The sequence below is a fragment of the Lacticaseibacillus parahuelsenbergensis genome (assembly GCF_030770265.1).
Taxonomy (GTDB): Bacteria; Bacillota; Bacilli; order Lactobacillales; family Lactobacillaceae; genus Lacticaseibacillus; species Lacticaseibacillus casei.
On record NZ_CP132482.1, the window covers coordinates 2,429,655 to 2,442,218 of the forward strand.

General features: G+C 49.0%; 13 protein-coding genes. 3 read left to right on the forward strand and 10 right to left on the reverse strand.

Annotated elements, in window-relative coordinates:
- Position 1: 1 nt before the first annotated feature.
- From LACPH_RS11350 to LACPH_RS11390, 9 genes are all read right to left on the reverse strand, one after another.
- The gene (locus LACPH_RS11350) at positions 2-862 is read right to left on the reverse strand and encodes an ATP-binding cassette domain-containing protein (RefSeq protein WP_306386982.1); all 861 of its coding nucleotides are present in this window, start codon (positions 860-862) and stop codon (positions 2-4) included.
- Positions 863-883: 21 nt separating this feature from the next.
- Positions 884-1,753 (reverse strand): DUF4097 family beta strand repeat-containing protein, encoded by an 870-nt coding sequence (locus LACPH_RS11355; RefSeq protein ID WP_306386983.1) that lies wholly within the window; start codon positions 1,751-1,753, stop codon positions 884-886.
- Positions 1,750-2,370 (reverse strand): DUF1700 domain-containing protein, encoded by a 621-nt coding sequence (locus LACPH_RS11360; protein ID WP_306386984.1) that lies wholly within the window; start codon positions 2,368-2,370, stop codon positions 1,750-1,752. The genes LACPH_RS11355 and LACPH_RS11360 overlap by 4 nt, the downstream gene beginning before the upstream one ends.
- Positions 2,367-2,705 carry a PadR family transcriptional regulator gene (locus tag LACPH_RS11365; protein WP_306386985.1) on the reverse strand — a complete coding sequence of 113 codons (339 nt, stop codon included), beginning with the start codon at positions 2,703-2,705 and terminating at the stop codon, positions 2,367-2,369. The genes LACPH_RS11360 and LACPH_RS11365 overlap by 4 nt, the downstream gene beginning before the upstream one ends.
- A 194-nt stretch (positions 2,706-2,899) precedes the next feature.
- Positions 2,900-3,868: an aliphatic sulfonate ABC transporter substrate-binding protein gene (locus LACPH_RS11370; protein ID WP_306386986.1), complete on the reverse strand. Its 969-nt coding sequence runs from the start codon at positions 3,866-3,868 to the stop codon at positions 2,900-2,902.
- Positions 3,858-5,390 carry an AMP-binding protein gene (locus LACPH_RS11375; protein WP_306386987.1) on the reverse strand — a complete coding sequence of 511 codons (1,533 nt, stop codon included), beginning with the start codon at positions 5,388-5,390 and terminating at the stop codon, positions 3,858-3,860. The genes LACPH_RS11370 and LACPH_RS11375 overlap by 11 nt, the downstream gene beginning before the upstream one ends.
- Positions 5,341-6,579, reverse strand: a complete 1,239-nt coding sequence (locus LACPH_RS11380; protein ID WP_306386988.1) for an acyltransferase family protein — start codon at positions 6,577-6,579, stop codon at positions 5,341-5,343. The genes LACPH_RS11375 and LACPH_RS11380 overlap by 50 nt, the downstream gene beginning before the upstream one ends.
- Positions 6,576-7,280 carry an ABC transporter ATP-binding protein gene (locus LACPH_RS11385; RefSeq protein ID WP_306386989.1) on the reverse strand — a complete coding sequence of 235 codons (705 nt, stop codon included), beginning with the start codon at positions 7,278-7,280 and terminating at the stop codon, positions 6,576-6,578. Before LACPH_RS11385 ends, LACPH_RS11380 begins: the two co-directional genes overlap by 4 nt.
- Entirely contained in the window at positions 7,277-8,092 is an 816-nt protein-coding gene (locus tag LACPH_RS11390) for an ABC transporter permease subunit (RefSeq protein ID WP_306386990.1), read from the reverse strand. The genes LACPH_RS11385 and LACPH_RS11390 overlap by 4 nt, the downstream gene beginning before the upstream one ends.
- Before the next feature lie 366 nt (positions 8,093-8,458).
- Between LACPH_RS11390 and LACPH_RS11395 the strand changes: the two genes are divergently transcribed.
- The 3 genes from LACPH_RS11395 to LACPH_RS11405 all read left to right on the forward strand — a co-directional run bounded on the left by LACPH_RS11395 (position 8,459) and on the right by LACPH_RS11405 (position 11,661).
- The gene (locus tag LACPH_RS11395; RefSeq protein ID WP_306386991.1) at positions 8,459-10,576 is read left to right on the forward strand and encodes a DUF1430 domain-containing protein; all 2,118 of its coding nucleotides are present in this window, start codon (positions 8,459-8,461) and stop codon (positions 10,574-10,576) included.
- A gap of 3 nt (positions 10,577-10,579) precedes the next feature.
- Positions 10,580-11,227, forward strand: a complete 648-nt coding sequence (locus LACPH_RS11400; protein WP_306386992.1) for an ABC transporter ATP-binding protein — start codon at positions 10,580-10,582, stop codon at positions 11,225-11,227.
- A 131-nt stretch (positions 11,228-11,358) separates the two neighbouring features.
- A complete protein-coding gene (locus tag LACPH_RS11405; RefSeq protein ID WP_047105596.1) occupies positions 11,359-11,661 on the forward strand; it encodes a hypothetical protein in 303 nt (100 codons plus the stop codon).
- 127 nt (positions 11,662-11,788) lie between these two features.
- Here the strand turns inward: LACPH_RS11405 and LACPH_RS11410 are convergent, their stop codons facing one another.
- Positions 11,789-12,457 (reverse strand): B3/B4 domain-containing protein, encoded by a 669-nt coding sequence (locus tag LACPH_RS11410; RefSeq protein ID WP_306386993.1) that lies wholly within the window; start codon positions 12,455-12,457, stop codon positions 11,789-11,791.
- Between the last annotated feature and the right edge of the window lie 107 nt (positions 12,458-12,564).

A 12,564-nucleotide genomic window follows, 5' to 3' on the forward strand; every position in this document is an offset into this window, starting at 1 on the left:
ATCACCGGCTTTCCAAAGCACTTAACGTTGCATCTTCCAACGTGGGCGTCACCGCTACTGCCTGAGGGGTTGGTGATTGCTTGGCAACGGTCCGAATATGAATGCCATCAGTGGCTTGCCGCATTTCGCTCATCGCCTGATCGGTCTGCGGTTCCGTCCCTTGCGGCAGCACATACTCCCACACGTGACCCGTTGCGGCTTGAATCAGCGCCGGTGCAGTGCCTTGGAAGACCAACTGCCCGTCTTTTAGCAACAATAATTGACTGGCAACGGCTTCGACATCTGAAACAATGTGCGTTGACAACAAGACAATCCGTGTTTGGGCCAGTTCACTTAACAAATTACGCATCATAATCCGCTCAATTGGATCAAGTCCGGCAGACGGCTCATCGACAATAATGATTTGCGGATTGCCCAACAGTGCGGCCGCCAAGCCCACACGTTGCCGCATACCACCGGAAAAACCGCCTAAACGTGCATGGGCAGCACCTTGCAAATGCATTTGCTGCAACAATGCCTTGATTTGGCGATTAGCCTTGGTCGTTGGCAACCCTTTGAGTGCGGACAAATATTGCAAATACTCCGTTGCGGTCAACTGGGGAATAATCGGTACGGTTTGCGGCATATAACCCAATACCCGCCGCATTTTGCCAGGATGCCGTAAAATGCTTTGCCCATTCAGCAAAACATCCCCAGCCGTGGGGCGCATTAACGTCGCCAAAATTTTCATAAACGTCGACTTGCCTGCGCCATTTGGCCCAATCAAGCCAACCAAACCGCCGCTTTCAATCGTCACCGAAACATGATTCAATGCCATTTTATTGTGAAATTGCATGGTCAAATTTTTTGTTGTAAGTTTCATAAAAATCAACCTCCGAACGCGTTATTTCACCTGATTGTCGCCATTGTGCGTGACTAAGCGGAGCTGCGTATCTGCTCGTCGGTTATAAGTGACGTTGTTTTCAGTTGTGGCACGTGTAAATACTTTGTTATCGCCAGAACCGGTGCGTAATTCATAGCCACTCTGCTTATCTGCCCCAGTGACGACATTATCGCCATAGGTATTGTTAACCTGATTTTTCCCTTTCAGCTCAGTGTGCGCCATGTGAAAATTGCCACTGCTCAAGGTGAATTGTCCTTGGGTGATCGTGCTGCCGGTGACAAACAGATCGCCGTATTTCGTCATGACTTTTGGCTCACGCAATGTCAAATTCTTCACGCGAACATTGCCGGAATCGGACTGCAATTGCAACTGCGCCTGCTGAACATGGCTGACCGTCATATCCCCACTGGTTGCACTGAGGTTAAGTCGAGTGGTTTTGGCAACGGCATACGTCAAGTTACCGGAGCTAGTGTGGACCGTTGCCGCTGTGATGGCTTGATCGCGCGGAACTGTAATCGTAATTTGCGGTGCGCGTGTCTGGCCGAGCATCATGCCAAAAATCGGCTTTCCTTTTTGCGTTAACTTGAGCTGGCCGGAACGAACCGTCTGCATAACGTGTCCTGATCCAACTGAGGTGACTTCAACGCAATACTGCGCGCCGGTTTTCACGACCACGTCCATATCATTAGCAGTCACCGAGAGTCGTGAGAACGGTTTGACCTGTTGCGTTTTGGTCGTCGGGTTGGCGATAATGGGCTGCCCATGTACCACCGCAATTGGCTGCAACCCATCATGGGCAGCACCGATGCCAAGCATGGCCAAGCCAAGCACAATTAGCAGCGCGCCAATTGCCAGGAATCTTTTCATCATGGCTGAGTCACCTCCAAATGTTGCTTGCGGATGTGTCGATAAATCCACCGGAAGAAGCGGGCCACCACGTTAAACATGCCTTGCGTCGTCCATTTCAATAACGGTATCAGGAATAGTCCCACGCCAATCGCTGCGATCCCTAAGCCCACGTAGCTCAACGCCACCATGGGATGAGCCAGCAGGAACAGTCCGGCGAAGATCGAGAAGGCACCGACGCCCAAGCCTAGGCCAGTGGCACCGGCAAGCACCAGCAGAATCGCCAAACTGACTGCGACAATCACAATCAGCAGTGCCAAAACGATAACAAACAACGCAATGGCAACCGGAACCGTCATCGGTGCTGACAAAATCGCCAATACAATGGTCTTGATTTGCCGCGCATTTACTTTAGGCGACGCCGCGGAGCCAGAAGCCGTGCTGCTTTTAATCGCATAATCTGCCAAAATCTGACGACCAAGCTGCTGCGGTGTGCCGAGCGCCTTGGTAATTGCATCACCGTCCGTCAAGCCGCCATCTTCGGCATAATCCTGAAAAAAGGCAACGGCTTCTGCCCGTTCATCGCTGGTTAGCGGTGACAGTATTTGCGTTAGTGCCTGAAAATAAGCTTCACTCGTCATGACTGGTCCTCCTTCTTCGCTTGATTACCTGCTTCGGGCAGAAAATGCTCAATCTGCTGCTTGAAAGTTTGCCAATTGGTTTCGGTTTCCTGTAACAACTTGGTTCCGGCAGGCGTAATCCGATAATAGCGACGATTGCGCCCTTCGTATGGCTGATCGTAAGTCGTTAACGCACCTTGAGCTTTTAGGCGTCGCAACACCGGATACAACGTGGAAGGGGAAATGCTGATCACCGCTTGTATTTGTTGGGTCAGTGCGTATCCGTATGCATCGGATTGTTGCAACACGGCGAGCACAATGCCATCTAATAGTTCCGCACTGAGCGGCATACTCATGAACCCAACCTCCTTCCTTATTACATCACCGCCTATATTATACGTCATATAATATCATATGCAAGAAAGCTAGGAAAAAAAGACCAAACTCTTTGACAGTTATAAGCACGAAAAAACGGCCAACTCCTTCATAACAAAGGGATTGGCCGCTTAATGATATTTTGCGATTTATCGTAAACTTTCACATATAAGGTCTATTCATCGACTAACGTTGTTTTCATATCCACTTCCTTAGTGACAACGCCAGCTTGATACAGCGCCTTGGCAATGGCGTTTTCTTCGGCGACAATTGTGCTGTTGCCGTCAATAAGCGTCATGGAATAGGTTCGCCGTTCGACCATTTTTTGGATCACCTCATCCGAAAGCTTGAGGGTCTTGCTTAGCATGGCAATCAGTTGGGTATGATGCGCATTCGCCCACGTCATGTCGTCATTCAACGCTGTGGTCAACAACTTGCTTAACGACGTGTGATTCTTGGCATAGCTTTGCGTCGAAATCAGGAAATCCCGGTTTTTGGACAGGCCGGTGCCATTGGTCAGCAACTTGGCATTGTTGTTCACTTGCGCGGTTGCCGTGTACGGATCCCAGGTGACCCAGGCATCCACACTGCCTTTAGCAAAAGCAACCGACGCCGAACTCTGATCCATATTCACCAACTTGACATCATTGGTTGATAATCCAGCTTTCTTGAGCGCCTGGATGATCAGATACTGGGCAGCAGTGCCTTTTTGATAAGCAATCGTCTTGCCTTTGAGTTGCTTGAGACTGGTGATGCCGCTATTTTTGCCAACCAGAATGCCGCTGCCGTATTCTTTCGTGGCGCCTGTCGCAATCAAAGCAATGTCGGTACCGGACGCTTTAGCCGTGACCGGTGGCGTGTCGCCAACTCGCGCATAGTCAATGGCGCCACTTTTAAGAGCGGTCATCAGTGCTGCGCCATCCGAAAATTCCTTGAAGACTACTTGATAGCCTTTTGCCTTTAATTTCTTGGCTAGTTCGCCGCGCTGGCGGGAGATGTCCACCGGGTCGGCTTTTTGGTAGCCAATCGTGACGGTTTCCTGATTGGTCGAAGCCGTGGTGGTTTGGGTATAGCCATACACGGCAACGCTAAACCACGCAATGAGCCCGACTAACAGTAAAATGAATCGAAATTTACGCTTCATAAAGTTTCCCGCCTCGCATGAGTTGGTCGCGTAGTTTCGGTCGCAAAACCTTGCCAGTGGTATTCACTGGAAAAGCTTTGACAAACACGACTTCGGTCGGACATTCGTAAGCAGCAAGGTGCTGGCGGGCAAAATCGAGTAAGTCAGCCTTGGCTTTTTGCGGATCAGCAGTTGGATCCTGCCGAATGACCACAGCCGTGACGGCCTCTCCGTACAGATTGTCCGGTAATCCAATGACCGCCACTTGTGCGATCCAGTCCAGTTCATTAAGCACATTTTCGACTTTGGCCGGTGCCACCTTTTCGCCGCCACGATTGATCATCTCTTTGCGGCGGCCTTTGACAAACAGGTAGCCTTCTTGATCCAGATAGCCAATATCGCCGGTCAAGAACCAGCCATCGGCAAATGAATCAGGATGGGGCTCGAGATAATCATGAATCACGTGGTCGCCGCGAAGGACAATCTCACCTTCGACAAATGGTTTTTTGGTCAACGTGCCGTCTGCCAATCTGATACGGAGGTCCGTGCCAACCGGTTTGCCCGCAGACCCGATTTTAGGTGCCTGAATCGGATTCAAGGTGCTTTGGCTGGCAGTTTCCGTCATGCCGTAACCTTCTAAGACTTGGGTGTGAAACCGCGATTGAAACGCCACGAGTTTGTCTTCCGGCAAGGCGAAAGAAGAACTGCGGACAAACCGCAAATGGATATTGTCGTGATACGCTTTTAAGGCATTTTGGTTCATGAGCAGAATCGAAATGATCGTCGGAACCACCGACACCCAGGTCACGTGATTGTCTTCGATAGTTGGCCAAAAGGCACTTGCCGAAAACTTAGGCGCAATGACCAACTTACCACCGGATAGTCGGGTGGCCAAAACCGAAATCACCTGCGCATTGATATGAAACATCGGCATCACGACCATTGCCGTGTCATCTGGCGTTAGTGCGTGGCTCACAATGTCATAGTGGGCGGCGTTAACCAACATTCGGTGTGTCAGCCCGACACGTTTCGGTTTACCGGTGGTGCCTGAGGTGTTCAGAATTAAGGCCAGATCATCTTCGCGCGGCGCCATTTGCGGGGCGTTGATGCGATAAGCCAGCTGGCCTGCATCGGTTAGAATCGCCAATTCCGGCATGGTATGCAAGCGAACCCGCGCCCATGGGATCAAGGGTGCTTCCATGGCTTCTCCCAAGGCTGGCAGGGTGATGACCGCTTGATAGTGATAAGTGGTCCACTCGTCAAGCAATTCCGGTACCGGCGTTTTAGCCGCGATCGGATGGGCGACCGCACCAATTTCCCAAAGTGCCTGATTAAGCGGCAGGAAGACCGGTGAATTCGGCAAGACGATCAATACCTGATCCCCGGCACCGATTTTCTGTTCGGCAAATTGCTCGCGTAAGGCGGCAACATCTTCTTCTAAGTCGCGCCCCGTGTACCACGTATTGGAAGCAACGGACTTAACTAAGGGATAATCACGATGATTGATGAGATTCTGAGATAACTGATCGGTGAGCTTGCTCATGATTCAAGACTCCTTTCGCAGATAACGACAACGATTGCGGACGGCCTATTAACCATCCAAACGGTGAAACTTTGTAACAGAACCAGGCGATCCCAAAAGAGACGCCGAGAATACCGAGATAACCAAGCGGCAACAGTAACATCAGGGTCAGATTGCTAAGATGCATCAATCCCAGCACCCCGCTTAATAACGACAGTGCGATCGTTTGGCAAAGATAGACCCCAAAAGAAACTTGGGCACCATTACCAACTAAGCGGGCGAACCAGTGTGTGGGCTGCTTGGCATGCCAGGTAGCATACTTTTGGCCAAGCAGTGCAACAAAAGCAATCATCACCACGTCATAGACCAACATATAAGGTTGATGCGGTGAAACGGCTGCGCTATGGGTCATGCCTAAAATCTGTTTATTAAAGACATAAAGTCCAATTGTGCCAAAACTGAGTATCAGTGTACTGATGCCAATGAGCAGTTGATGATCCAGCAACCAATTCTTGATTGCCTTAGCATGTAAGCTGAAAAGACCGCCGGCAATGAAGAAGAATTGATACGTGAAAACATTGACGCCATAAGCACGGAACCACCATAGCCAACCACTGGTATCGATGTGGGGCAGTCCGTATTTAATTCCGGCCACAATCAGCAGTTGTAAGCCAAAACTGGCCAGTACCAAGACGCCGTGATGCCCTTCTGTCTTTTTGAACAACCAGAGCATCGCCGGAAAGACCAGATACAGTTGCATCGTGACCAAGACATAGTATAGATAGAACTGATCGCCATGCAGGATAGCGCTGAGGTAGTCCGGCCAGAAATTAGCAATGGTGAAACCGCCAATACCAAGCAAGATGGATCCGATCATCAACAACGTATTCCACAAAACATAGGGAATGCCGACAGTTGTGAACCGTTTTTTGAAGAACAACGGCCAATTACGTTTCCGCGAATAGTACACCATGGTCAAAACCAGTCCGGTCATGAACATGAAGCCCATCCGCGTGAAGTGGATCATCAAGTGCGTAGCAAGTAAGGCGGTGCTTGCGAATCCGGAGGACAGCTGATGCTCAAACGCGGTTGTCGTATGATTCAACAAGACCCCGGCAATGAAAATCAGTCGCATCAAGTCAATTTCATATAGGTAACGATGTTTCTTAGCAGGCTTGGCAGCAGTAGCGGTTAATACTGGCTCTTTCATGAGGTCACCGGCTCTTCTGACAGGATCGCTTGCAATACCCGGGCAGCGGTTTGGGCCACTGCTTCAGGTGACTGTCCGCGGGCACCGGTCGTTTCGGCGGCCAACTGGCCATCCCTGACGACGATAATCCGATCCGCCATCCGGGCTGCTTCGTTGACATCATGGGTGATGAGCAACGTACTCAGTTTTTGTTCGGTAAAAATTTTCAAAATGAGATCCTGCATCCGTTGCCGCGTCAACGCATCTAACGCGCCCAACGGTTCATCAAGGAGTAGCAATTGTGGCTTAGCCAATAACGCCCGGGCCAACGCCAACCGTTGCTTCTGCCCGCCGGAAAGCTGGGCCGGATAACCGGTGCTTTTATCCGTTAAGCCAACTGCATGCAAGAGGCTCTTCGCCTCGCTGATGACCTCCGGATCCCGATTCTTAAACGAGACATTATCCAGATTGGTCAGCCACGGTAACAGACGGTCATTTTGAAACATCACCCGCATCACTAAGCCTTTTTCACGACTTAGGTGACCGGCTGTCGGCGCTTCAAGCCCAGCGATCAAGCGTAAAATCGTGCTTTTTCCGCCGCCGCTCATCCCAACCAAGGCCAGGAACTCACCTGGGTACAAGTTGAGCTGAATATCGTTCAGGACGGTTTTGTCACCGTATACTTTTTCCACATGTTGCAGTTTCACAATTGGGTTGGTCATGCGTCAACGCCTCCTTGTCGCCAGCTGAGGAAAAGTCGTTCCAGATTCTTAGCAATCACATCAGAAAGTTTTCCTAGCAAGGCGTAAATCAAAATACAAAGTAGAACCGTATCCATGCGCATAAATTCTTGGGCGTTGGTGGCCATGTATCCTAAACCGGAAGTGGCCGAAATCGTCTCGGCAACAATCAGAGTCGTCCACATGACACCAAGTGCGTAGCGAACACCCATCAGAATGTTGGCCAAGGCACCCGGGAAAATCACGCGGGTGAACAATGCCCGTCTGGAAAGTCCATAAGCTCGGCCCATTTCCAGTAGCTCCGGGTCAGCGCCGGTAATCCCTTGATACGTATTGATATACATCGGGAACATGACCCCGATCGCCACCAACGCGATCTTAGCGGGTTCGCCAATCCCCATCAGAATAATCATCAAGGGAATCAATGACAGATGCGGGATATTGCGCAACATCTGAATGGGACTATCCAGCAGCGCGCGGATCGGTTTGACCAAGCCGTTGATGAGGCCAAGCACAAAGCCGACACTGCCGCCGATGGCAAAACCGGCCGTGGCCCGATATAGGCTAATCGCAATGTTCTTTGGCAATTCACCGTTTTGCCACAACTTGATGCCATCTTGGATAACGGTCGTCGGGGCCGGGATCAATGAACTGGTGACCCAGTTAAAACTGACTGCAGCCTGCCAGCCAATCAGCACCGCCAGTGGCACGATCCATGGCAGTACCTTCAACCAATTCACGGATCGTCTCGTCCGCTTTTTTGGCTGTTGCGTCAGTGTCGTTACTTCTTGCATCAGCGCCATCTCCTTTAAGTTGATGGTGTTCATACTACGGGCAGCGACTTAAAGCTGACTTAAGTCAATTTGAAGAGTTTATGACCAAACCATCATGAAAAAATGTCTTTTCGGGCGGGAAACGGCGTTGGGCCAGTAAATGAGCGGGTTGAAGGAAACGAAAATAACGGTTTTATCCCTTAAAAGCCGTTTTGCTAAATCACGAAGAGCCAAAAGATTTTGTGGCAGTTCGTTTTTGTAGACGCTTTCATAAAACCTGAAGTACACTAAGGGAAATGTCTTGCTGTTGGGGTAATCAGGGTGATCGCTATACTTCGAACTTGCGTTTATGGCAGCGTCAAACTGCATTTAAGGGGGAGCACGTTCATGAAACGGATTGTCAGTGTTTTTCTTTCATTCATGGTTTTACTGGCGTCTTTATTCGTTATTAATATTTTCCAGACTAACGATCAGATCCGGGTCGAAAACATTGAGTCAACGGCGACTTCATTTAAGGTCTATCTGGCCAACGCCACTAAAAGCTCCCAAGCAACGCTAAGCTTTTTCGAGCAATTGGCCAAAAGACAGCACGCCTCAATTGTGCGAACTGACTTTCCGAACCAAACTGTTTTAAAATCCGCCGTTGTTAATCAGTCAAGTTTCCCTTACACCAACTTCTTCCAGAATCCTCAACCCGTTAAGCTTTTCGAAAAGCCCAATGCCACTTATACCCAGACTGCTTCTTCTAAAGGTCAGCCGCATATTCCGGTTTTCGGAAAAAGCATCAACATTCGCCTCCAAAGCATGGCAGCTTATTTTAAGAACGGTGACAAATCGGCAAACGGTATTTACACTATCATCCCCGCCACTGGCGCTTCCAAAGATGCCATCACCAAGGAATTTGCGGTATTTTTCGACGTTCCCGAGTCAGAGTTGCTGACACCAAAAACACAATCTGAAAAAGAATATGTTAATCGTGACTTGTTAATGTACGCGATTGCTTTTGGTGTTTTGGCGCTGCTGTCTTTATTAGGCATGCTCGCCTTAGCCATGGGCCGAATCAAACCGATTGGCGTTTGGAAGATTGTCGGGCTGTCAACACGCGATATTTTGCTTCAACTCTATCAACTGCCACTCATCACGACACTTGCATCAAGTGTGCTAGTGCTGGCGGCTTGCTATTTCTACTTTGACTATTTTCCCAAAGGTTTTTGGACATTGTTGGGCGCCTCCCAGATAGCTGTTCTATCGATTTTTGTAATTGCCATTCTTATTGTCCTCGTACTGATCCGCAGTATTAAAGTCGTTCAATTTCTTAAAAATGCGATTAGCTTCAAACTCGGCACTGGCCTCCTTGCCATTTTGAAAGCCGTGATGATTATTTTGACCACTGTTCTCTTGATTGGCAGTCTGGCCAACATCAAAGACATTGTTGCCGCAACGAAGCGCTACAATCAGGTGGCTGAAGTCGGGAAAAAACTTACCATTAACTCGTTGGGATTCGAAGGCGAAGCACTGAAAAACTTCGAGCTGAACAACGGCAAAAACGAAGCCAGACTCGGCGCCGTTTTCTCGCAATTGGACAAGCAACTTGGCGCGGAATTCATATCCGGAGGCACTGTGTATCCGCGCCGAAATTTGACTAGGTACCCCGCAGCAAGTACCTTCAAACTCCAAGACGCCTATCAAGTTGTTCAGGTTAATCAAAATGCCTTACGTTCGTTTAATCTTTCTACTAAAAAGCATTTGTCTAACCAGTTTTTGGCCCCAATATCTCGCAAAAATGATCGGCATATCAAGCTTTTGAGTCAGCTACTCGCCTACGATCGACTGTCCGAAGCTGAACAAAAGAAAACGACGCCTAGCCAGTTAAAAGTCACTATCCAGTACTACACGCCGACCAGTGAAAAGGCTAAATACTTCTCCAGTGATGGTAAATGGCACGCCACTTCGAACCCCATTTTCGAAGTGATTAACCCGCAAAAAATTGATTACAAAAGCCAAAATCAATTGCTAACTGCAGACGTTTCAAGCCCGCTGAGAATCACGAACACCAAACAAAACCGGCAAAAACTCAAGACCATGACAAACGCGCAAAAGCTTGGCGGCATCGAACTGCGCTTTGCCACGATCGGCTCGATCTTAAACAACGAAACCGATTCTTCACGCCTAGGCTTGCAAATTTCTGCTGGCCTGCTAATCATCACCTTCCTGATCTCGCTTATCGTCTCTGCCTTTGCCAGCTTTTTGTACTTCGAAACGCACAAGTTCAAATTATCGGTTCTGCGCGTGCTAGGTATCAAGTTAGTTGACCGCTACCAGCAGATTATCGGCTTCCTTCTTCTGATGTATGTGACGCAAATCATCGTCGCCTTTATGCTTCAGAAATCAGCGCTCGCCATCGTTGTTGGCCTCATTTTGGCTGCTTGTGATCTACTCGTGTCTTTCGCCATGCTCTATCACGAAGAAAATAAAAATATCGTCCAGGTTCTGAAGGGGGAATAAGCCATGATCGACTTGACCAATGTCACCAAGACGTTCGCTTCCAAAACAATTTTTGATAACCTCAATCTCCACATTGAGACAGGTGAAATGGTTGCTATTATGGGGCCAAGTGGTTCAGGCAAGTCAACCTTACTGAACATCATCGGGTTGATTGACGATTTTTCCTCGGGCACCTACGAATTCGATGGCGTCAAGAATATTAAGCCCAACAGCCGCCAAGCCAATCGCACTATTCGCGAGAAAATAAGCTATATCTTCCAAGATTTTGCCCTGATCGATGACGAAACAGTCGGGCAAAACCTGGCAATCGCCCAGAAATACCTCAAGCTAAATAAAGCGCAACGGCAAAAACAAATTGACGATGCGCTTCAAACAGTCGGATTGAACGGCTACGCTGACCGCAAAATATTCGAATTGTCCGGTGGCGAACAACAACGCGTTGCTGTCGCCCGCTGCCTCATCAAACCCAGCAAGCTCATCCTTGCCGATGAACCAACCGGCTCACTGGACGGCGACAATCGCAGCCTCATCTTAAACGAACTCAAGAACATTAATCGGCTAGGAAAAACTGTCATTATCGTGACCCATGATCCGCTGGTGGCCAAGGAATGCTCCCGCACGATCGCGATTAGGTCGTCATCAGAGGATTAGTTGTCGATATTTGGGTTCTGCTGAAGAAATCTGTTGCTACCGAAGAGGTGGGATGTTATCGTGACGTGGGTTAATTTAGTTACCCCGAGTCCACCACTTTTTTCACTTGATCAGCAAGGATAGTGACAATCATAAGAGTCCTCTATAAAGGCAAACCGGCCTCTGTTTGGGAGATCAGTCAAACCAGTGAACGTCCTGATTGGGTAAAGGATGCTTTAGCCAAAAATCAAATCTACTGGTTAGACAACCGCGTTCGCATTCTGATGGCAGCGTTGAGACCGCCAATCATTAAGAAAATAAATTTTACCGCCAATGACACTGATGCTGGATTTGGCGTTTACGCGTATGGGTATACAGGCGATTTTTTGGACGCAACGAATCAGCGTGTGGTGTCGCGGAGAAGGTTTTTGAAGGAATATGAAGTCCTGGAGTAAAAAAGAAAAGCTGAATAGTGACAGAAAGCCCCGGTCATGCCAGACTTTTTGCCACTGTTCAGCTTTTTGAAGTTTATTCGATCATTTTAAACGAGCGGTTCCGCCAGCAAACCGGTCACTGCCACAATTAATTCAGCAACTTCCCCTGTCCGCCAAGATACTTGGTCGTCAAGGCGATAACCCGTTCAGCCGTTTGATCCACAAACTCTTGGCTGGTCTGTTGATTGCCTTGCACAATGTAGTACAGATGATTTGTTTCTGCCGTCACCTTTGTCTTTTCCATCTGGCGCGTCTCCAAGTGGCAGATGATTTCGTTGCTGTCATCAATGTAAGCATATTCGCCTGCCTTGACGGGCTCGGGTTGACCATTTGCACCGATGGGGACGAATTTCTCGGTGCCGGTCGTGAGTCGCAAGTTAACATTACCATCAATGCGGTCAATATCATGGGCACCAAGCGCTAAATGGCTTTGAATCGAAATCAAATTATATAAGTCAACGACCGGGTTAATCGGTGCCAACTCACCACGTTTCAGGATGAGCTTCAGCAACGTTGCCGGTGCCGGCGTGTTATTGCGTTTAGGCAAATGCACCGCGCGATGCAAATCCCAAAAGCCTTGAATGAACGGATCCGTTTTAATTTGGTCGCGATCCAGCGTTGTCAGGACTTGTTTAATCTCGTTGGCAATCATTTCTTTTAGCGCCTGCGGGTACGCGTGGTTATCCACGCTGGTTAATTCAACGCCGCGGATTTTAACACCAAGCGCCAATACTCTGGGATCTACGATAAAGTTCATATGAATGGCCTCTTTCTTTTTGCGTTGTGGGGATATTTGCGCAGATTGGGAGAACGGTTAACTGCTACTTTTGTGTTCTATAACGCGCTCCCCGGCGCAGAAGTCTG